Source organism: Pseudomonas sp. 5Vm1k (assembly GCF_056161485.1).
The window spans coordinates 187679-206560 of sequence record NZ_JBSPCZ010000004.1 but is presented as its reverse complement, the minus strand read 5'-3'; the positions used below and the strand labels follow the sequence as shown (position 1 = coordinate 206560).

The 18882-nt window shown below is 60.5% G+C and carries 15 protein-coding genes; 12 read left to right on the top strand and 3 right to left on the bottom strand.

Annotated elements, in window-relative coordinates; translation table 11 throughout:
• Positions 1–42: 42 nt before the first annotated feature.
• Entirely contained in the window at positions 43–1107 is a 1065-nt protein-coding gene (gene queG, locus ACWIKB_RS10115; protein ID WP_475266531.1) for a tRNA epoxyqueuosine(34) reductase QueG, read from the bottom strand.
• A 63-nt stretch (positions 1108–1170) separates the two neighbouring features.
• On the opposite strand from queG, the gene ACWIKB_RS10110 reads away from it, so the two are divergent.
• The 12 genes from ACWIKB_RS10110 (at position 1171) to ACWIKB_RS10055 (ending at position 16166) form a co-directional block, all read left to right on the top strand.
• On the top strand, positions 1171–2670 hold the full coding sequence (locus ACWIKB_RS10110; protein ID WP_475266529.1) for an NAD(P)H-hydrate dehydratase: 1500 nt from the start codon (positions 1171–1173) through the stop codon (positions 2668–2670).
• Positions 2658–3128, top strand: a complete 471-nt coding sequence (tsaE, locus tag ACWIKB_RS10105; RefSeq protein ID WP_163908003.1) for a tRNA (adenosine(37)-N6)-threonylcarbamoyltransferase complex ATPase subunit type 1 TsaE — start codon at positions 2658–2660, stop codon at positions 3126–3128. The genes ACWIKB_RS10110 and tsaE overlap by 13 nt, the downstream gene beginning before the upstream one ends.
• Positions 3129–4556 carry an N-acetylmuramoyl-L-alanine amidase gene (locus ACWIKB_RS10100; protein WP_475266526.1) on the top strand — a complete coding sequence of 476 codons (1428 nt, stop codon included), beginning with the start codon at positions 3129–3131 and terminating at the stop codon, positions 4554–4556.
• Positions 4553–6463, top strand: a complete 1911-nt coding sequence (mutL, locus tag ACWIKB_RS10095; RefSeq protein WP_475266524.1) for a DNA mismatch repair endonuclease MutL — start codon at positions 4553–4555, stop codon at positions 6461–6463. The genes ACWIKB_RS10100 and mutL overlap by 4 nt, the downstream gene beginning before the upstream one ends.
• Positions 6463–7434: a tRNA (adenosine(37)-N6)-dimethylallyltransferase MiaA gene (miaA, locus tag ACWIKB_RS10090; protein ID WP_475266522.1), complete on the top strand. Its 972-nt coding sequence runs from the start codon at positions 6463–6465 to the stop codon at positions 7432–7434. Before mutL ends, miaA begins: the two co-directional genes overlap by 1 nt.
• Positions 7435–7529: 95 nt before the next feature.
• Positions 7530–7790: an RNA chaperone Hfq gene (gene hfq, locus ACWIKB_RS10085; protein ID WP_007902656.1), complete on the top strand. Its 261-nt coding sequence runs from the start codon at positions 7530–7532 to the stop codon at positions 7788–7790.
• Positions 7791–7802: 12 nt separating this feature from the next.
• The gene (hflX, locus tag ACWIKB_RS10080) at positions 7803–9104 is read left to right on the top strand and encodes a ribosome rescue GTPase HflX (RefSeq protein WP_054053361.1); all 1302 of its coding nucleotides are present in this window, start codon (positions 7803–7805) and stop codon (positions 9102–9104) included.
• A 96-nt stretch (positions 9105–9200) separates the two neighbouring features.
• Positions 9201–10373 carry an FtsH protease activity modulator HflK gene (gene hflK, locus ACWIKB_RS10075; RefSeq protein ID WP_054053363.1) on the top strand — a complete coding sequence of 391 codons (1173 nt, stop codon included), beginning with the start codon at positions 9201–9203 and terminating at the stop codon, positions 10371–10373.
• A complete protein-coding gene (gene hflC, locus ACWIKB_RS10070) occupies positions 10373–11242 on the top strand; it encodes a protease modulator HflC (protein ID WP_054053366.1) in 870 nt (289 codons plus the stop codon). The genes hflK and hflC overlap by 1 nt, the downstream gene beginning before the upstream one ends.
• Positions 11243–11557: 315 nt before the next feature.
• On the top strand, positions 11558–12745 hold the full coding sequence (locus ACWIKB_RS10065) for an ATP phosphoribosyltransferase regulatory subunit (protein WP_475266519.1): 1188 nt from the start codon (positions 11558–11560) through the stop codon (positions 12743–12745).
• 54 nt (positions 12746–12799) lie between these two features.
• Positions 12800–14092: an adenylosuccinate synthase gene (locus ACWIKB_RS10060; RefSeq protein WP_010464193.1), complete on the top strand. Its 1293-nt coding sequence runs from the start codon at positions 12800–12802 to the stop codon at positions 14090–14092.
• Positions 14093–14231: 139 nt separating this feature from the next.
• Positions 14232–16166, top strand: coding sequence for a methyl-accepting chemotaxis protein (locus ACWIKB_RS10055; protein ID WP_475266516.1), 1935 nt, complete (start codon positions 14232–14234; stop codon positions 16164–16166).
• A gap of 97 nt (positions 16167–16263) precedes the next feature.
• On the opposite strand, the gene ACWIKB_RS10050 is transcribed toward ACWIKB_RS10055, so the two are convergent.
• Together ACWIKB_RS10050 and ACWIKB_RS10045 are read right to left on the bottom strand one after the other, a co-directional pair.
• Positions 16264–17829: an ABC transporter permease gene (locus ACWIKB_RS10050; RefSeq protein WP_475266514.1), complete on the bottom strand. Its 1566-nt coding sequence runs from the start codon at positions 17827–17829 to the stop codon at positions 16264–16266.
• Positions 17829–18839: an extracellular solute-binding protein gene (locus ACWIKB_RS10045; protein ID WP_475266512.1), complete on the bottom strand. Its 1011-nt coding sequence runs from the start codon at positions 18837–18839 to the stop codon at positions 17829–17831. Before ACWIKB_RS10045 ends, ACWIKB_RS10050 begins: the two co-directional genes overlap by 1 nt.
• Positions 18840–18882 lie beyond the last annotated feature (43 nt).

The window sequence follows — 18882 nt, the reverse complement described above, 5'->3', positions numbered from 1 at the left end:
CTCGTTTCACTCGACAGCTCCTACACAGCTCCTACATATTTCCTACGCGAGGCCGTGTTGTTTCAGGGCCCATTCGACATGCTCGCGCACCAGCTCCGACGGGTAATCCCTGCGAGCCTTCAACGCCTCCAGCACCGGAATACTCGACGGTGCATTTCCCAAACCCACCGCCAGATTGCGCAACCAGCGCTCATAACCCGCCCGGCGTAGCGGCGAACCTTCGGTGCTGCTGAGAAACTTCTCCTCGTCCCACATAAACAATTCCGCCAGCTCAGCGTTATCCAGATTGTGCCGTGGCTTGAAGTCGCTTTCGCCCGACGGACGGGCGAAGCGGTTCCACGGGCAGACGATCTGGCAATCATCGCAACCGAACACCCGATTGCCGATCAATGGCCGCAACTCTTCCGGGATCGCGCTTTTCAGTTCGATGGTCAGGTAGGAAATGCAGCGTCGGGCATCCAGTACGTAAGGACCAACGAAGGCGTTGGTCGGGCAGATGTCCAGGCATGCGGTGCAGCGACCGCAATGTTCGGTGGAGTGGGGCGGGTCTTCCGGCAGCGGCAGATCGACAAACAGTTCGCTGAGGAAGAAATAACTGCCGGCCTTGCGATTCAAGACCAGCGTATTTTTGCCGATCCATCCAAGGCCAGCCTTCTCGGCGATGGCTTTTTCGAGCACCGGGGCGCTGTCGACAAACGCGCGGAAACCGAAGGGGCCGATTTCGGCCTGAATTTTATCGGCCAGTTGTTGCACGCGTTTACGGATCAATTTGTGGTAGTCGCGGCCCAAGGCATAACGCGATACGTAGGCCTTTTCCGGTTGGGCCAGTAATTGCGCCATTTGCGTGTCGCCGGGCAGGTAGTCCATGCGCAGGGACACTACACGCAAAGTGCCGGGCACCAGCTCTTCCGGGTGCGAGCGTTTGCTGCCGTGGGCGCCCATGTAATCCATTTCGCCGTGGTAGCCGGCGGCGAGCCAGCGCTCCAGATGCTGCTCATGCTCGGCGAGGTCCAGGCCGCTGATGCCGACTTGCTGGAAGCCCAGCTCGCGACCCCAGTCCTTGATGGATTGGGCGAGGGCAGGCAGGTCTGTAGTAATAGCGGGCATGAGACGAGAGAAACCGGAGCTGAGGTGCGTATAATTCTGCCAGACATCGGAGCCCGAAGACGCATGCCGCAAACTAAAGATGATTTACCCGACGCGCTGTACAGCGCCGCGCAAGTGCGAGGGCTCGATGCGAGCCTGATCGCGGCCGGTACGCCGGGCTTCGAATTGATGCATCGTGCGGCGCGGGCGACCTGGCGTGCGCTGGTCCGGCAATGGCCGACGGCCAACGAGTTGACGGTGCTGGCCGGTCACGGCAACAACGCCGGCGACGGCTATCTGGTGGCGGTATTGGCCCGACGTGCCGGCTGGCATGTGCGCGTATTGGCCGCCGGTGATCCCCAGCGATTGCAGGGGGATGCGGCATCGGCCCACACCGAAGCCGTGTCCGAAGGCGTCGCGGTTCAAGCCTGGAGCGCCCATTCCGAGTTGCGCGGTATCGTTCTGGATGCCTTGCTCGGCACCGGCCTGACGGGCGAAGTACGTGAGCCCTATGCCAGCGCTATCGCCGCGATTAATGCCAGTGGCCTGCCGGTGGCAGCGGTGGATATTCCTTCGGGCCTGTGTGCCGATACCGGTCGTCTGCTGGGGGCGGCCGTTCGGGCGGACCTGACCGTGACCTTCATTGGTTTGAAGTTGGGTCTGTTCATTGGCGAAGCGGCGGATGTGGTGGGTGAGCTGGTCTTCAATGATCTGCAAGCTGACGCCGAGTCTTTTAACGGGGCCGTCATCAGTGCTCGTCGTCTGACGGCCGGTAACTTGCCTCGTCTGGCGGCTCGGCCTCCCACGTCCCACAAAGGTCAATTCGGCCACGTCCTGCTGATCGGCGGTGATCGTGGTTTTGGTGGTGCGATCTTGCTGAGTACGCAAAGTGCGCTGCGCAGTGGTGCCGGCATGGTGTCCGTGGCCACGCGTAGCGAACACGTACCGGCCGCACTGGCCAGAATCCCCGAAGCCATGGTGCTCGGCACTTCGTCGGCCAATCAGCTGATGGGCTTGCTGGAAAAGGTTTCGGTGTTGGTGGTCGGTCCAGGACTGGGTCAAGCCGCATGGGGGCGCAGTTTGTTGTCTGTCGCTGCCAACGCACCGCTGCCGCAGGTCTGGGATGCCGACGCATTGAATATGTTGGCCGAAGAACAGGTGAAGTTGCCCGCCGATTGCATCATCACCCCGCATCCCGGCGAAGCGGCGCGATTGCTGGGGATAACCACGGCCGAAGTCCAGGCCGATCGTCCCGCCGCCGCTCATGCATTGAGCAAAAAATATACAGCAGTAGTGATTCTAAAAGGCGCTGGCAGCCTGGTCGCCTGCCCTGATGGGCGTCTGTCGGTGTGTCATCAGGGCCATCCAGCGATGGCCACTGCCGGTTTGGGTGATGTGCTAGCCGGTCTGGTCGGTGCTTTGCTCGCCCAAGGCATGGCAGCATTCGACGCCGCGTGCCTGGCGGTCTGGCTACACGCCAATGCCGGCGCGCAACAAGGTAAATCGGGCCGTGGGCTGGCGGCCAGTGATCTGATTCCAGCCATTCGTCAGTTGTTGGAGGAGCAAGCACCGTGTCTGAAGTAACCCTGTACCTGGCTGATGAAGAGGCGATGACCGCATTCGGTGCTCGCATAGCGCAAACCACCCAAGGGCACGGTCTGATTTTTCTCGAAGGCGATCTGGGGGCGGGTAAAACCACGCTGTCCCGGGGCATCATCCGTGGCCTGGGGCATGTGGGCGCGGTAAAAAGTCCGACCTTCACCTTGGTCGAACCGTACGAGATCGGCGACATCCGCGCCTTCCACTTTGACCTTTATCGACTGGTCGATCCGGAAGAGCTGGAGTACCTCGGCATCCGCGATTACTTCGATGACGATGCTCTGTGTTTGATCGAATGGCCCCAGAAGGGTGCAGGCTTTTTGCCAAAGCCCGACCTGACCATTACCATTAGCCCGCAAGACAGCGGGCGTTCGCTGAATATTTTGTCCCAGGGCTCGCGTGGCGAGTCGTGGTGTGCCGCTTTGGCATTGGAATCCAATTAAATGATGGGGTCAGGTATGCGCTTTCGCGCGATGGTAGCTGCCGTAGGATTGTTGTTTTTGGCGGTGACCGTCGACGCTGTGGCCGAATCGAAGGTCAACAGCGTTCGCCTGTGGCGAGCTCCGGATAACACACGACTGGTATTCGACCTCACGGGGCCGGTGCAGCACAGTGTCTTCACCCTGACCTCGCCGGATCGGCTGGTTATCGACATCAATGGCGCGACCCTCGGTGCGCCGCTGAACGTCAACACGTCCAATACGCCGATTACCGCCATGCGTTCGGCTCAGCGCACGCCAACCGATTTGCGGGTGGTGATCGACCTGAAAAAAGCCGTCACGCCGAAAAGCTTCAGCCTGGCGCCGAACGCCCAGTACGGGAATCGCCTGGTGGTCGACCTGTTCGACAGCGCCGACGCTGCCGCGCCGATCCCGCCGCCAACCAACGTCGCGACAGTGGCCCCGGTGCCGGTCACGCCAATCGATCCTCCGGTGAAGCTGCCGCCTGCCCCGGCCGGCAAGCGCGACATCGTTGTGGTGATCGATGCCGGTCACGGCGGTGAAGACCCGGGTGCCTCGGGCTCTCGCGGTCAGCATGAGAAAGACGTGGTATTGGCCATCGCCCGTGAGCTGCAGCGCCAGGTCAACGGCATGAAAGGCTTCCGCGCCGAACTGACGCGTACCGGCGACTACTTCATTCCACTGCGTGGCCGTACTGAAATCGCCCGCAAGAAAGGCGCCGACCTGTTCGTCTCGATCCACGCCGACGCCGCGCCTTCAGCAGCCGCTTTCGGTGCCTCGGTGTTCGCCCTGTCTGATCGCGGTGCCACTTCGGAGACCGCCCGTTGGCTGGCCGACAGCGAAAACCGTTCCGACTTGATCGGCGGTGCCGGCAGCGTCAGCCTCGATGACAAGGACCGCATGCTGGCCGGCGTGCTGCTCGACCTGTCGATGACTGCTTCCCTGACCTCCAGCCTGAACGTGGGCCAAAAAGTCTTGAGCAACATCAGCCGCGTTACGCCGTTGCACAAACAGCGCGTGGAGCAGGCCGGGTTCATGGTTCTGAAATCCCCGGATATTCCATCGATCCTGGTGGAAACCGGGTTCATCTCCAACGCCAACGAAGCTTCGAAGCTGTCGGCGGCGAGCCACCAGCAGGCGCTTGCCCGTTCGATCAGCGCCGGTGTTCGCCAGTTCTTCCAGCAGAACCCGCCACCAGGCACCTACATTGCCTGGCTGCGTGATTCCGGCAAGATTGCCCAAGGCCCACGTGACCACCGCGTGAGCCCGGGCGAAACATTGGCGATGATTGCCGTGCGTTACCAGGTGTCACCGGCGACCCTGCGCAGCGCCAATAATCTGAAAAGCGACGAGCTGAAAATCGGTCAGACCCTGACCATTCCCGGCACTGAACTGGCGGCCAAAGAATGAATCAGGCGCTGACCAATACCGCTCGCATCGAGCTGCTCAGCCCGCGACTGGCGAACCAGATTGCCGCCGGCGAAGTGGTTGAGCGCCCGGCCTCGGTGATCAAAGAGCTGCTGGAAAACAGCCTCGACTCCGGTGCCCGGCGTATTGATGTCGACGTGGAACAGGGCGGCGTCAAGTTGCTGCGGGTGCGTGACGATGGCAGCGGTATTTCTGCCGACGATCTGCCGCTGGCGCTGGCGCGACATGCCACCAGCAAAATTCGTAACCTCGAAGACCTCGAACAGGTGATGAGCCTCGGGTTTCGCGGTGAGGCCCTGGCGTCGATCAGTTCCGTGGCGCGCCTGACGTTGACGTCCCGCACCAAGGATGCCGATCAGGCCTGGCAAGTCGAAACCGAAGGCCGGGACATGGCGCCTCGCGTCCAACCCGCGGCTCATCCGGTGGGCACCTCGGTGGAAGTGCGCGACCTGTTCTTCAACACCCCGGCCCGACGCAAATTTCTCAAGACTGAAAAAACCGAATTCGATCACCTGCAAGAAGTGATCAAGCGCCTGGCCCTGGCGCGATTCGATGTGGCGTTCCATTTGCGCCACAACGGCAAGACCATCCTCAGCCTGCACGAGGCCCACGATGATGCGGCCCGCGCCCGGCGTGTGGCGGCGATCTGCGGCTCGGGTTTCCTGGAGCAGGCGCTGCCGATCGAAATCGAGCGCAATGGCCTGCATTTGTGGGGTTGGGTCGGGTTGCCGACGTTCAATCGCAGCCAGGCGGATTTGCAGTATTTCTTCGTGAATGGCCGTGCCGTGCGCGACAAACTGGTGGCCCACGCGGTGCGCCAGGCCTATCGCGACGTGCTATTCAACGGCCGGCACCCGACGTTCGTGCTGTTTTTCGAAGTCGATCCGGCGGGCGTCGACGTCAACGTGCACCCGACCAAACACGAAGTGCGTTTCCGCGATGGGCGCATGGTCCACGATTTTCTCTACGGCACCTTGCACCGCGCTTTGGGCGATGTGCGGCCGGAAGATCATCTGGCGGCGCCAGTTGCGACGGCCATTGTCCGGCCTACTGGCATTGATGCCGGTGAATTCGGTCCCCAGGGCGAAATGCGTCTGGCGGCCAATGCGTTGCTGGAGCAGCCTCAAGGGCAGCCTTCCTTTAATACGACGGCGGGCTCGGGGGCAGGTGCCGGTTATCAGTATCAATACACGCCTAAGCCTCAGTCCGGCGTGCCGGTTGCCGAAGCTCAAGCTGCGTATCGTGAGTTTTTTGCGCCGTTGCCCGAAGCCAATGCGGTTGCGCTGCCGGCCGGGCAGGACGATATTCCGCCGCTGGGTTATGCGCTGGCGCAGCTCAAGGGCATCTATATCCTGTCGGAAAACGCCCAAGGCCTGGTGCTGGTGGACATGCACGCCGCTCACGAGCGGATCATGTATGAGCGTCTGAAAGTCGCCATGGCCAGCGAAGGCCTGAGCGGCCAGCCGCTGTTGGTCCCGGAATCCCTGGCGGTCAGCCAGCGCGAAGCCGATTGCGCCGAAGAGAACGTCGCGTGGTTCCAGCGCCTGGGCTTTGAACTGCAACGCCTGGGCCCGGAAACCTTGGCAATCCGGCAGATCCCTGCGCTGCTCAAGCAGGCGGAAGCCAATCGCCTGGTCAGCGACGTACTGGCGGACTTGATGGAATATGGCACCAGCGACCGGATTCAGGCGCACCTGAACGAATTGCTCGGCACCATGGCTTGCCACGGCGCGATCCGGGCCAATCGGCGTCTGGCGTTGCCAGAAATGAACGGTCTGCTGCGGGACATGGAAAACACCGAACGCAGCGGTCAATGCAACCATGGCCGACCGACCTGGACCCAATTGGGCCTGGACGATCTGGACAAACTGTTCTTGCGCGGTCGTTGATGAACCAGCTCCCTCCAGCGATTTTCCTGATGGGCCCGACCGCTGCGGGCAAGACCGACCTGGCCATCGAATTGACCAAAGTCCTGCCTTGCGAGCTGATCAGTGTTGATTCGGCGCTGGTCTACCGTGGCATGGACATCGGCACCGCCAAGCCTTCAAAAGAGATTTTGGCCGAATTCCCACACCGGTTGATCGATATTCTCGACCCGGCCGAGAGCTATTCGGCAGCAGATTTTCGTCGTGATGCCCTTGAGGCGATGGCGGAGATCACTTCCCGTGGAAAAATCCCGCTGCTTGTAGGCGGCACGATGCTCTACTACAAGGCTCTGGTCGAAGGACTGGCAGAAATGCCAGCGGCCGATCCGGAAGTTCGCGCGCAAATCGAGGAAGAGGCTACACGCCTTGGCTGGCAAGCCCTGCACGAACAATTAGCGGTGATTGATCCGGTTTCTGCGGCGCGAATTCATCCGAACGATCCCCAGCGTCTGAGTCGAGCGCTGGAAGTTTACCGTGTGAGCGGTCAGAGCATGACCGAGCTGCGGCTCAGACAATCTGCGCAAAGTACTGAAGCAGCCGCTTCGGGACTGCAACAATTGCCCTATACTGTCGCGAACTTGGCTATTGCACCGGCAAATCGCCAGGTACTGCACGAGCGTATTAAACAAAGATTCACAAATATGTTGGAACAGGGATTCATCGACGAGGTCGTAGCCCTGCGTAAGAGAAGTGACCTGCATGCCGGGTTGCCATCCATACGCGCTGTTGGGTACCGACAAGTCTGGGATTACCTGGATGGCAAGCTGACGCAAGCCGAGATGCAGGAACGTGGAATCATAGCCACGCGCCAATTGGCAAAGCGCCAGTTCACCTGGCTACGCAGTTGGGCTGATTTACACTGGCTGGACAGCCTCGATTGCGACAATCTGCCGCGCGCCTTGAAATACCTCGGGACCATCTCCATATTGAGCTGAGTCCTTGCAATTGCCGTCTATCCTTGGGGGTGTGACGGCCAGAGCCATCTGAATTACCTATTTTTTATTATTGAATCCTTAAAGGAGTGCGGCACATGTCAAAAGGGCATTCGCTACAAGACCCTTACTTGAATACTTTACGTAAAGAGAAAGTTGGGGTTTCCATCTACCTGGTCAACGGGATCAAACTGCAAGGCACGATCGAGTCTTTCGACCAGTTCGTTATCCTGCTGAAAAACACCGTTAGCCAGATGGTTTACAAACACGCTATCTCTACAGTGGTGCCGGTTCGTCCAATTCGTCTGCCTAGCGCAACCGAATCCGAAGCAGGTGACGCTGAGCCAGGTAACGCCTGATAGGAGTCTCCTTTGTTCTTTGAGCGCCACGGTGGTGGTGAGCGAGTGATCCTCGTTCACTTGGATGGACAGGACCCTGAGGCGCGCGAAGATCCGCAGGAGTTTCAGGAATTGGCTAATTCGGCCGGCGCCGAGACCGTTGCGTTTTTTAACGTGCCGCGTCATCGGCCAACCGCCAAATTCCTGATTGGCAGCGGCAAGGTCGAGGAGCTGCGCGACCTGGTCCATGCTGAAAAGGCCGATCTGGTCATCTTCAATCACATCCTCACGCCCAGTCAGGAACGTAACCTCGAACGTGTTTTCGAGTGTCGCGTGATTGACCGTACCGGTCTGATTCTCGATATTTTCGCCCAACGCGCCCGTACCCATGAAGGCAAGCTCCAGGTAGAACTGGCCCAGCTCGACCACATGAGCACCCGGCTGGTTCGTGGCTGGACTCACCTTGAGCGTCAGGGTGGCGGTATCGGCATGCGTGGCCCGGGTGAAACCCAGCTGGAAACCGACCGCCGTTTGCTGCGGGTTCGCCTGCGACAGATCAAGGGCCGACTCGAAAAAGTGCGCAGTCAGCGCGAGCAGTCGCGACGTGGCCGTACGCGTGCGGATATTCCTACCGTGTCCCTGGTGGGGTATACCAACGCCGGCAAATCCACGCTCTTCAATAACGTGACGAAATCCGACGTGTACGCGGCTGACCAGTTGTTTGCCACGCTGGACCCGACCTTGCGCCGTCTGGAACTGGACGACCTGGGGCCGATTGTCCTGGCCGACACTGTGGGTTTCATACGCCACTTGCCCCACAAACTGGTCGAGGCATTTCGGTCTACGCTCGAAGAGTCGAGCAACTCGGACCTGCTGTTGCACGTGATCGATGCGGCCGAACCGGATCGCATGTTGCAGATCGAGCAGGTGATGGTGGTGCTGGGCGAGATCGGTGCCCAGGACTTGCCGATACTCGAGGTCTATAACAAACTCGATTTGCTTGAAGGCGTTGAGCCACAAATCCAGCGCGACGAAAACGGCAAGCCCCAACGGGTCTGGCTGTCGGCGCGTGATGGCAGTGGCCTGGAATTGCTTGAACAAGCCATTGCCGAGTTGCTGGGCGGTGATTTGTTTGTGGGGACCTTGCGCTTGCCGCAACGTTTTGCTCGACTGCGTGCGCAGTTTTTCGAGCTTGGTGCGGTGCAGAAAGAAGAACACGACGAAGAAGGCATCTGCCTGCTGGCCGTTCGCTTGCCGCGGGTCGAGTTGAATCGACTGGTGAGCCGCGAAGGCCTGCAACCGATGGACTTCATCGAGCAACACACTTTGCAATAAAAGCCTGAGAAAGCGGTTGTGCCGTGGTGACAGGCATTCTGTAGCATTGGTCGGCGCGCCGTGGGTGCGTCTTTGCTTTATCAGATGGAGAGCGCTATGGCTTGGAATGAGCCGGGTGGCAACTCGAATAATCAGGATCCTTGGGGTGGCAAGCGCCGCAATAACGGCGACCGCAAGGGACCACCGGATCTCGACGAGGCCTTCCGAAAGCTGCAGGAAAGCCTGAACGGGTTGTTCGGTGGTGGTAAGAAACGTGGTGACGACGGCGGTGGTTCGGGCAAGAGTGGCGGCTTCGGCGGCCTGCTCGGCATCGGCCTGGTCGTGCTGGCGGCCGTGTGGCTGTACAGCGCGGTCTACGTGGTCGACGAGCAGGAGCAAGCCGTTGTGCTGCGCTTCGGCAAGTACTACGAAACGGTCGGCCCGGGCCTGAACATCTACTTCCCGCCGATCGATAAAAAGTACATGGAGAACGTGACGCGTGAGCGTTCGTACACCAAGCAGGGCCAGATGCTGACCGAAGACGAGAACATCGTCGAAGTGCCGCTGACCGTGCAGTACAAGATCAGCAACCTGCAGGATTTCGTGCTGAACGTCGATCAGCCGGAAATCAGCCTGCAGCAAGCGACCGACAGTGCCTTGCGTCATGTGGTGGGTTCTACCGCCATGGACCAGGTCCTGACCGAAGGTCGTGAGCTGATGGCCAGTGAAATCAAGGAGCGTCTACAACGTTTCCTCGATACCTATCGCACCGGTATCACCGTTACCCAGGTCAACGTACAGAACGCAGCCGCACCGCGTGAAGTCCAGGAAGCCTTCGATGACGTGATCCGCGCCCGTGAAGACGAGCAGCGTTCGCGCAACCAGGCTGAAACCTACGCCAACGGCGTCGTGCCGGAAGCCCGTGGTCAGGCCCAGCGCATCCTTGAAGATGCCAACGGTTACCGTGACGAAACGGTATCGCGCGCCAAGGGTGAGGCGGATCGCTTTACCAAACTGGTCGCCGAATACCGCAAGGCCCCTGAAGTTACTCGTGAGCGTCTGTACCTGGACACCATGCAGGAAGTCTTCACCAACACCAGCAAGGTTCTCGTGACCGGCAACAAGAATGGCCAGAGCAATCTGCTGTACTTGCCGCTGGACAAGATGATCGACAGTGGCCGCAGCACCAGCGCACCGGTAACGGGCGCGGCAGCCAGCAGCAATGAAGCGAATGCGCGTGCGGCAGCTGATCTGCAGCAACAGCAAGCACGTACCAGGGAGAGTCGCTGATGAGCAATAAATCGCTGATCGCCCTTATTGTCGGCGTCGTCGTGGCGATCGCGGCCTGGAACTGCTTCTACATCGTGGCTCAGACCGAGCGTGCGGTGATGCTGCAGTTCGGTCGCGTAGTCCAGACTGATGTTCAGCCGGGCCTGCATGTGAAAGTGCCTTACGTTAACCAGGTGCGTAAATTCGACGCACGCCTGATGACGCTGGATGCACCGACACAACGCTTCCTGACGCTGGAAAAGAAAGCCGTCATGGTCGATGCCTTTGCCAAGTGGCGCGTGAAAGATGCCGAACGCTTCTACACCGCAACTTCCGGCCTCAAGCAGATTGCCGACGAGCGTCTGTCCCGTCGTCTGGAATCGGGCCTGCGTGACCAGTTTGGTAAGCGCACCCTGCACGAAGTGGTTTCCGGTGAGCGTGACGCGTTGATGGCAGACATCACCGCTTCGCTGAACAAGATGGCGGAAAAAGAGCTGGGCATCGAAGTTGTCGATGTTCGGGTCAAGGCCATCGACCTGCCGAAAGAAGTGAACCGCAGCGTGTTCGAACGTATGAGCACCGAGCGTGAGCGTGAAGCTCGCGAGCACCGCGCCAAGGGTAACGAGCTGGCCGAAGGCATCCGTGCCGACGCCGATCGTCAACGCCGCGTGTTGCTGGCCGAAGCCTATCGTGAATCCGAAGAGGTTCGCGGTGATGGTGACGCCCAGGCTGCTGCGATCTACTCCAAGGCCTACGGCCAGGATCAGGAGTTCTACGGTTTCTACCGTAGCCTGCGTGCCTACCGTGAAAGCTTCGCGAACAAAACCGACGTCATGGTCCTCGACCCAAGCAGCGACTTCTTCCGTTACCTGGAAAAAGCCAAGCCTTGATACGACGTTGACCTGAATCATCCCCCGCCCGGCGGCTAAAACCTCGGGCGGGGTGATCCTTTGGGAAAACGTGTGTATGATGCGGCAGCCGGGAAATTCCCGGCTTTTTTGCGTCTGCACGTTTGATTGTGGTTTTCAGGCAGGCGCCCGAGTTGAATGACTCGACAGGTTTTTCGAGGAAAGTGATTGGCGAAGCCGGTTTCAGGCTTTTCGCCACGTCGTTCATGCGCGTGCTTTGCGCATGGGCCGGACATTTTCTGCTTCACTCAAGGCTCGCCCAACGGCTGGCCGCCCGGATCATAGGGGAATGGCGTAATGGCAACGGTAGACCGCTGGCTGCTGCCAGATGGCATCGAAGAAGTACTGCCACCGGAGGCAGCGCGCATTGAAGTAGCGCGCCGCCAGGTGTTGGATCTGTTCCAGAGTTGGGGTTACGAGTTTGTCGTGACTCCCCATATCGAGTACCTGGAATCCCTGCTGACCGGCGCGGGCCAGGACCTGGATCTGCGTACCTTCAAGGTCATCGACCCGCAATCGGGCCGGCAGATGGGTTTCCGTGCCGACATCACGCCGCAAGTGGCGCGCATCGATGCGCACACCCTGCGCCGCGAAGGCCCGAGCCGCCTGTGCTATGCCGGCAGCGTGCTGCATGCTCAGCCGCGGGCCTTGTCGTCTTCGCGCAGCCCGATCCAGTTGGGCGCCGAGTTGTACGGCGATGCCAGCCCGAGCAGCGACGTGGAAGTCATCAGCCTGATGCTGGCCATGCTGCAACTGGCCGATGTGCCGGACGTGCACATGGATCTCGGTCACGTTGGTATCTACCGCGGCCTGGCCCGCGCCGCCGGTTTGTCCGGTGAAGTCGAGCAGCAGTTGTTCGACGCATTGCAACGTAAGGCCATCGACGAGGTCATTACCTTGACCGAAGGCTTGCCTGCCGATTTGTCGGGCATGCTGCGGGCGCTGGTCGACCTGTGTGGCGGTCGTGAAGTTTTGAGTGCTGCCCGTGAGCGTCTGGCCAATGCGCCGGCGCCGGTACTGGCGGCACTGGAAGACGTGTTGGCGATTGCCGACCGACTGTCCACGCGTTTCCCTGAATTACCGCTTTACTTCGATCTGGGCGAGCTGCGCGGCTACCACTACCACACCGGTGTGGTGTTCGCGGTGTTTGTACCGGGTGTTGGCCAGTCCATTGCCCAGGGCGGTCGTTACGACGACATCGGCGCCGACTTCGGTCGCGCTCGTCCGGCAACCGGCTTCTCCACCGATTTGAAAACCCTGGTGACCCTGGGGCGTGCTGAGATCGAGTTACCGTCTGGCGGTATCTGGATGCCTGACAGTACGGATGCGGCACTCTGGCAGCAGGTTTGCCAGTTGCGCGGTGAGGGTCAGCGTGTCGTCCAGGCTTTGCCTGGGCAACCATTGGCCGCCGCCCGTGAAGCGGACTGCGACCGGCAATTGATTCAGCAGAACGGGCTTTGGCAAGTATTGCCGCTGGCTTCTTGAGTTTTCCTGCCGGCGGCTGCCGGCACCAAGTTTGCGCGAATGAGGACAAGTGTTATGGGTAAGAATGTCGTAGTCCTGGGCACCCAATGGGGTGATGAGGGCAAAGGCAAGATCGTTGATCTGCTGACCGAACATGCTGCCGCCGTAGTGCGCTACCAAGGTGGCCACAACGCGGGTCACACCCTGGTGATCGACGGCGAGAAAACCGTCTTGCACCTGATCCCGTCGGGCGTGCTGCGCGAAGGCGTGCAGTGCCTGATCGGCAACGGCGTGGTGGTTGCACCGGACGCTCTGCTGCGCGAGATCATCAAGCTGGAAGAGAAAGGTGTACCGGTGCGCGAGCGCCTGCGTATCAGCCCTTCCTGCCCGCTGATCCTGTCCTACCACGTAGCGCTGGACCAGGCGCGTGAAAAGGCCCGTGGCGAGCTGAAGATCGGTACGACCGGTCGCGGCATCGGCCCGGCTTACGAAGACAAAGTCGCCCGTCGCGGTCTGCGCATCGGTGACCTGTTCCATCGTGAGCGTTTCGCCGCCAAGCTGGGCGAGTTGCTGGATTACCACAACTTCGTTCTGGTCAATTACTACAAAGAGCCAGCGATCGACTTCCAGAAGACTCTCGACGAGTGCATGGAATACGCCGAGCTGCTCAAGCCGATGATGCTCGACGTCACCGCTGAGCTGCACGAGCTGCGTCGCGCTGGCAAAGACATCATGTTCGAAGGCGCCCAAGGCTCCCTGCTGGACATCGACCACGGGACCTACCCGTACGTCACCAGCTCCAACACCACCGCGGGCGGCATCGCCACCGGTTCGGGTTTCGGTCCGATGTACCTGGATTACATCCTCGGCATCACCAAGGCCTACACCACTCGCGTTGGTTCGGGTCCGTTCCCGACTGAGCTGTTCGACGACGTTGGCGCGTTCCTGGCCAAGCGTGGCCACGAGTTCGGCGCTACTACCGGTCGTGCCCGTCGTTGCGGCTGGTTCGATGCTGTCATCCTGCGTCGCGCTATCGACGTCAACAGCATCTCGGGCCTGTGCCTGACCAAGCTGGACGTGCTGGACGGCCTGGAAACCATCAACATCTGTGTTGGCTACAAGAACCAGGATGGTGCAGTGATCGACGCACCGACCGACGCCGACAGCTACATCGGCCTCGAGCCAGTGTACGAAGAGATGCCAGGCTGGACCGAATCCACTGTCGGTGCCAAGACCCTGGAAGAGCTGCCGCAAGCTGCTCGCAACTACATCAAACGCGTTGAAGAGTTGGTCGGTGCGCCGATTGACATTATTTCGACGGGCCCGGACCGCAACGAAACCATCGTTCTGCGTCATCCGTTCGCTTAATAAGTCGTTGATGTAAAACACAAAGGCCCCTTAATCGGGGCCTTTGTCGTTTATGCCCGTTGGGCGGCACGACCTTTGCTGTAATTATGCCTTCTGGCGTGCCATCAATTTAATGGCGTCAAAGCAGAGGGATAATCCCGTGTCAGCCATTCTCTCACTGTTACAAAGCCGTCTTCTGCGGCCCGTGTTCGTTACCCTTGGTATCGCCCTTTTGGTGCAAGTGCTGGTTGCGGTCGCTCTGACCCGGAGCACAGTCACCGCGCTGGAGGCCGATCTAGGCGTGCGCCTGGGTGCTGACAGTCAAAAGCTCTCCGGCGAACTGGAGCAGGCGGGGCGTGAAGTCACGTCGAGCCTGGACAGCCTTTCGACCAATACCCGTCAGCGACTCACCGCAGGCCTGTCCTCGCGTCTGAAGGACGAGCAGGCGCAATTGCGTACGACATTGGAAAAAGACCTGAAGGACTCCGCCAATGATATGGCGCAGCTTCTGGCCTCGGTCGCACCCCGCGCCATGTGGGACAGCGACGTTCCAACCCTGTCCGAATTCGCCCGCCGGGCCCAGCGTAATCCGAACGTGTTGTTCGTGATCTACGACGACGCCACCGGCCAGCACCTGACTCGTTATTTGAACCGCGAGAACCCGATCAACAAAGCGCTGCTGGAGAAAGGTCAGGGCGAGCGCGCGCTGGACAAAGTGCTGGATGCGGCGAAGAACGATCCATCGGTCTACTACCTCGAAGCCTCGATCAGCCCCAATGGCGTGGAAATCGGCAAGGTATTGATGGGCGTTTCTACCGCTTCGGTGGAAGTCGATCTGGCAGCTCTGGACAAGCGCTTCACCGCGCTGATCGCCAGCAGCGATCAACTGGTCGGCGACAGCCTCAAAGGCGCGGCGGCTGATAGCGCAGCGGCGATGGGCGCACGTCTGAAGTCGGCGCAGTCCACGGCGTCTGAAATGCAAGCCAACACCACCAGCACCGTGCAGCAAGCGGCGGGCACCTTGCGCTGGCGTATCGGCATGGGCCTGGCGATAGTGGGTTTCGGCGTGTTGCTGTTACTGGCCGTGGTGTTGGGTCGTCGCGTAGTCAATCGCCTGAAAATGCTGATTGCCGCCATGGATGATCTGGCGGCGGGCGAGGGTGACCTGACCAAGCGTGTGCAGATCAACAGCAAGGACGAAATCGGCGACATGGCCTCGGCGGTCAATCGCTTTGTGGATAAGTTGCAGCCGATCGTGCGCGAGGCGGGCGACGTGGCCCAGCGCACCGGCGTGGAAATCGGCGCCATGACCTTGCGCAATGCCGGGGCCGATGCGGCTGCGGGCATGCAGCGTGATGAAGTGGCCGAGAGCCTGCGCGCGTTGTCGCAAATGGCGGACGAAGCGCAGTCGGAAAGCCACGCGATGCAGGCGGCTTTGCAGCAAGTGGTGGACATACGTTCAGCCACCGATGAGAACACTCGGACTTCGGCCAAGGTCGGCAGCTTGATTGAGGCGTTGGCCGGGCAGGTCGACACCGGGGCGAAGGTGATCGAGCGTCTGGCGCAGCAGAGCGAGCAGATTGAAGTGGTGCTGACGGTGATTCATGGGATCGCCGAGCAAACCAACCTGCTGGCGCTGAACGCGGCTATCGAAGCAGCGCGGGCCGGCGAGACTGGTCGCGGGTTTGCCGTGGTCGCGGACGAAGTCCGAGCGTTGGCGAGCAAGACTCAAAGTTCTACCGGCGACATCCAGGCGCATATCGTGGCCCTTCAACAAGGTGCCCGAGAGGCGGTAGCGGCGATTGGTCAGGCCGGGCGCCAGGCCAGCGAAGGTTTGCTGGTGTTGCGTGACAGTGCGCGGTTGCAGCAGTCGGTGCAGGCGTCAGTTGAGCAGGTGCATGCGGCGATTGGTTTGGCTACTCAAGCAGCGGCGCATCAGGCCCAGGGCGCGCAAGCGGTGCGTGGTCGGGTTGAGACCATTCATGCACAGGCCGAGAAAGCGGCTCAGGCGGTGGTGGAGACTACGGCGAGCGGTAAGGTGCTGGATGGGTTGGCGGCGCAATTGAAGGCGAGCCTGGGGCAGTTCAGGGCTTAGGATTTTCTTTGCCTGGGCTGGCCTCTTCGCGAGCAGGCTCGCTCCCACATTGGAGTGCATTTCAAATGTGGGAGCGGGCTTGCTCGCGAAGGCGATCTCAACGGCTCAAATACATCCGCGTCGTCAGCAAATAAACCGGCAACCCCGACACCAGAATCAACAACGCCGCATAAGGCGCCGCCGCCGCAAACTCCACGTTAGCGGTATGCGCCCAGACTTCCGTCGCTAATGTATTCAGCCCGGTCGGGCTCAGCAGCAACGTCGCTGTCAGTTCCTTCATCGCATCCAGAAACACCAACGCAAACGCCGCGCCCAGCGCCGGAAAGATAATCGGCAAAGTCACCCGGCAAAACGCACTGAACGACGACGCACCCAGTGTGCGAGCCGCCTCTTCCAGTTGCGGTGCAGCCTTGTTCAGTGCCGTGCGAATCGGCGCTTGCGCCAGTGGTAAAAACAGCAGCGCATAAGCGATCAGCAGCAGCATCGACGTCTGGTACAACGCCGGCACGTAGTGCAGGGCGAAATACACCAGGGTCAGCGCGATTACCAGGCCTGGGAGCGCGTGCAGCAGATACGGCAAGCGTTCGGCCCAGATCGCCAGTTGGCCTTTGTAACGCACCACCAGCAAGCCCACCGGCACCGCCAGCACCAAGCACAGCGCCGCGCCACCCAGCGACAGCGCCAGGGACGACAGCAATGCCTCGCTGATCGCCGCCATCGGGAAAGCAGCCGATGAGCCAACAGCCAGCCAATACGCGAGCATCCCCAGCGGAATGCCGCTGCCGATGATTGCCAGTGTCAGGCAATAAACCTGCCCGGCGGCGGCCCAAGGTCCCAAGCGAACCTGTTCCGCATGCCGCGCCGCGCCTTGGCCTGTGCGCACATGTCGGCCCTTGCCGCGCACCCGCAACTCCAGCCACAGCAACACCAGACAAAGTGCGAGCAGCACCGCCGACAGCATCGCCGCATTGGCGTTGCTGAATTCCAGTTCGAACTGTTGATAGATCGCCGTGGTGAAGGTTTGCAGGCCAATGATCGACAGCGCGCCGAACTCCACCAGCATGTGCAGCGCAATCAGCAGCGAGCCGGCCAGAAGCGACGGCCAGAGCAGCGGCAGGGTGATCCTGAAAAACACGCCCCAACGATTTTGCCCCAGGGTGCGGGCGGACTCTTCCAGCGAAGGGTCAAGATTGCGCAGGGTCGCCGCCACCGGCAGAAACACCAACGGATACTTGGACAGGGTCATCACCAGGATGGCCCCGCCCAAACCTTCGAAATGCGCGCTGAGGGACACCCAGGTAAAGCTGCTGACGAACGCCGGTACGGCGAACGGCAGGCACAGAATCACGCCCCAGATTCGTCGTCCCTTCAGATTGCTGCGTTCCAGCAGCCAGGCCAGCGACAGTCCGATCACGCCGCAGGCCAGTGTCACACCGATCATCAGCGACAGCGTGTTGCGCAGCAGGCCAAACACATACGGCCGCCACAGCAGGTGCAGCGCCTCGGCCCAACCCGCTTGCCAGGTCTTGAGCCCGACATACGCCAGCGGCAACAGGCTGAGGACAACCAGCAACAACACCGGCAACAACAACCAGATCGACGGCCGCTTGCGCCGTGGCACGTAACCCCCGCGCGCGGCCGGGGCGGATAGCGATGCGCTCATCAGTTCAAGCCAACGTCACGTTCCAGGTCCAGGGCTTCTTCGGCATTGCCGAGGTCGGCTGGCGTGACTTTCGGCGCTTCGAGTTCGCTGAATGGCTTTAACCCGCGATCCGATTCCATGCCTTTGTGCAGCGGGTATTCGGCGGTGGTCTGGGTAATCACGCGCTGGCCTTCTTCGCTGGCCATGTAGGCGAGAAATTGCTGGGCTTCTTTTGGGTGTTTGCTGGATTTCAGCACCGCAGCGCTGGAAACCGTGATCAGCCCACCGACGTCGCCGCCGGTGAAGTAATGCAGCTTGGAGTCGAGCTGGCCTTTTTCACGCTGCAAGGCGAACCAGTAATAGTTGTTCACCAGCACGGTGGCGACTTCGCCGTTTTCCACGGCTTTAAGGGCAACCATGTTGTTGCTGTAGACCTTGCCGAACGCGCGCAGGCCGGTGAGCCATTCCTCGGCGGCGTCCATGCCGTGGGTCTTGATGATCGCCACGGCTTGTTCCTGGAATGCGCCGCTGGAAGGCACGAAACCGACCTTGCCTTGCCATTTTGGATCGGAAAACTCCATGACCGATTTTGGCAGGTCTTTTTCATCCACCAGTTTCGGGTTGAAGGCGACCACGCGAACCCGCGCGGTAATGCCGATCCAAGTGCCGTTCCCGGCGACGTAGTCTTTCGGCAGGACGGCGAGAGTGGCGGCGTCGGTTTGGGCGAGCAGGCCTTGTTCGCCGAGTTTGTTCAGCGGTGGTGATTCTTCGGTGTAGATCACATCGGCGGGGGAGCGATCACCTTCTTCGACGACCTGGCTGGCGAGCTGATTGCTGCTGCCTTTGCGCACATTGACGTGAATCCCAGTCTTGGCTTCGAAGGCTTTAGCGACAGCGTCGCCGACTTCCTTGTGTTGACCGTTATAGAGCGTCAGGGAAACCGGGTCGGCGGCTTGGGTGAGGGGAGTGGCGAGGGCCAGGCCGAGCAGGGTAAAGGTCAGGCTTCGGCGCAGGGTATTTCGAAACATCATTCGCAGGTTTCCTCACTGTCGCATTGCAAAAACTGGCAACAAT

Coding starts and splice junctions, on each gene's coding strand:
- queG (WP_475266531.1), bottom strand. CDS start 1,107: ATGCCCGCTATTACTACAGACCTGCCTGCCCTCGCCCAATCCATCAAG.
- ACWIKB_RS10110 (WP_475266529.1), top strand. CDS start 1,171: ATGCCGCAAACTAAAGATGATTTACCCGACGCGCTGTACAGCGCCGCG.
- ACWIKB_RS10100 (WP_475266526.1), top strand. CDS start 3,129: ATGATGGGGTCAGGTATGCGCTTTCGCGCGATGGTAGCTGCCGTAGGA.
- mutL (WP_475266524.1), top strand. CDS start 4,553: ATGAATCAGGCGCTGACCAATACCGCTCGCATCGAGCTGCTCAGCCCG.
- miaA (WP_475266522.1), top strand. CDS start 6,463: ATGAACCAGCTCCCTCCAGCGATTTTCCTGATGGGCCCGACCGCTGCG.
- hfq (WP_007902656.1), top strand. CDS start 7,530: ATGTCAAAAGGGCATTCGCTACAAGACCCTTACTTGAATACTTTACGT.
- hflK (WP_054053363.1), top strand. CDS start 9,201: ATGGCTTGGAATGAGCCGGGTGGCAACTCGAATAATCAGGATCCTTGG.
- hflC (WP_054053366.1), top strand. CDS start 10,373: ATGAGCAATAAATCGCTGATCGCCCTTATTGTCGGCGTCGTCGTGGCG.
- ACWIKB_RS10065 (WP_475266519.1), top strand. CDS start 11,558: ATGGCAACGGTAGACCGCTGGCTGCTGCCAGATGGCATCGAAGAAGTA.
- ACWIKB_RS10060 (WP_010464193.1), top strand. CDS start 12,800: ATGGGTAAGAATGTCGTAGTCCTGGGCACCCAATGGGGTGATGAGGGC.
- ACWIKB_RS10050 (WP_475266514.1), bottom strand. CDS start 17,829: ATGAGCGCATCGCTATCCGCCCCGGCCGCGCGCGGGGGTTACGTGCCA.
- ACWIKB_RS10045 (WP_475266512.1), bottom strand. CDS start 18,839: ATGATGTTTCGAAATACCCTGCGCCGAAGCCTGACCTTTACCCTGCTC.